General features: G+C 52.2%; 1 rRNA gene. It reads left to right on the top strand.

Features of this window, described 5'->3' with window-relative positions:
- Nucleotides 1-276, top strand: a 23S ribosomal RNA gene (locus GJ700_RS34795); the annotation flags it as partial.

The raw sequence follows: 276 nt of genomic DNA, 5'->3' as shown, positions 1-276 counted from the left end.
TTAATATTCCTGCACCGTCGTATGATGCGATGGGGGGACGGATCGCGGAAGGTTGTCCAACTGTTGGAATAGTTGGTTTCTGGTTCAGAGAAGGCACTTAGGCAAATCCGGGTGCGTAATTCAAGGGGCTGGGACGAGCGGGTTTATCCCGCGAAGCAATCGGAAGTGGTTCCAAGAAAAGCCTCTAAGCTTCAGTCATACGAGACCGTACCGCAAACCGACACAGGTGGGCGAGATGAGTATTCTAAGGCGCTTGAGAGAACTCGGGAGAAGGAA

The sequence above is a fragment of the Pseudoduganella rivuli genome, assembly GCF_009674485.1.
GTDB lineage: Bacteria > Pseudomonadota > Gammaproteobacteria > Burkholderiales > Burkholderiaceae_D > Rugamonas > Rugamonas rivuli_B.
This window is presented reverse-complemented; position numbering and strand designations above follow the sequence as displayed.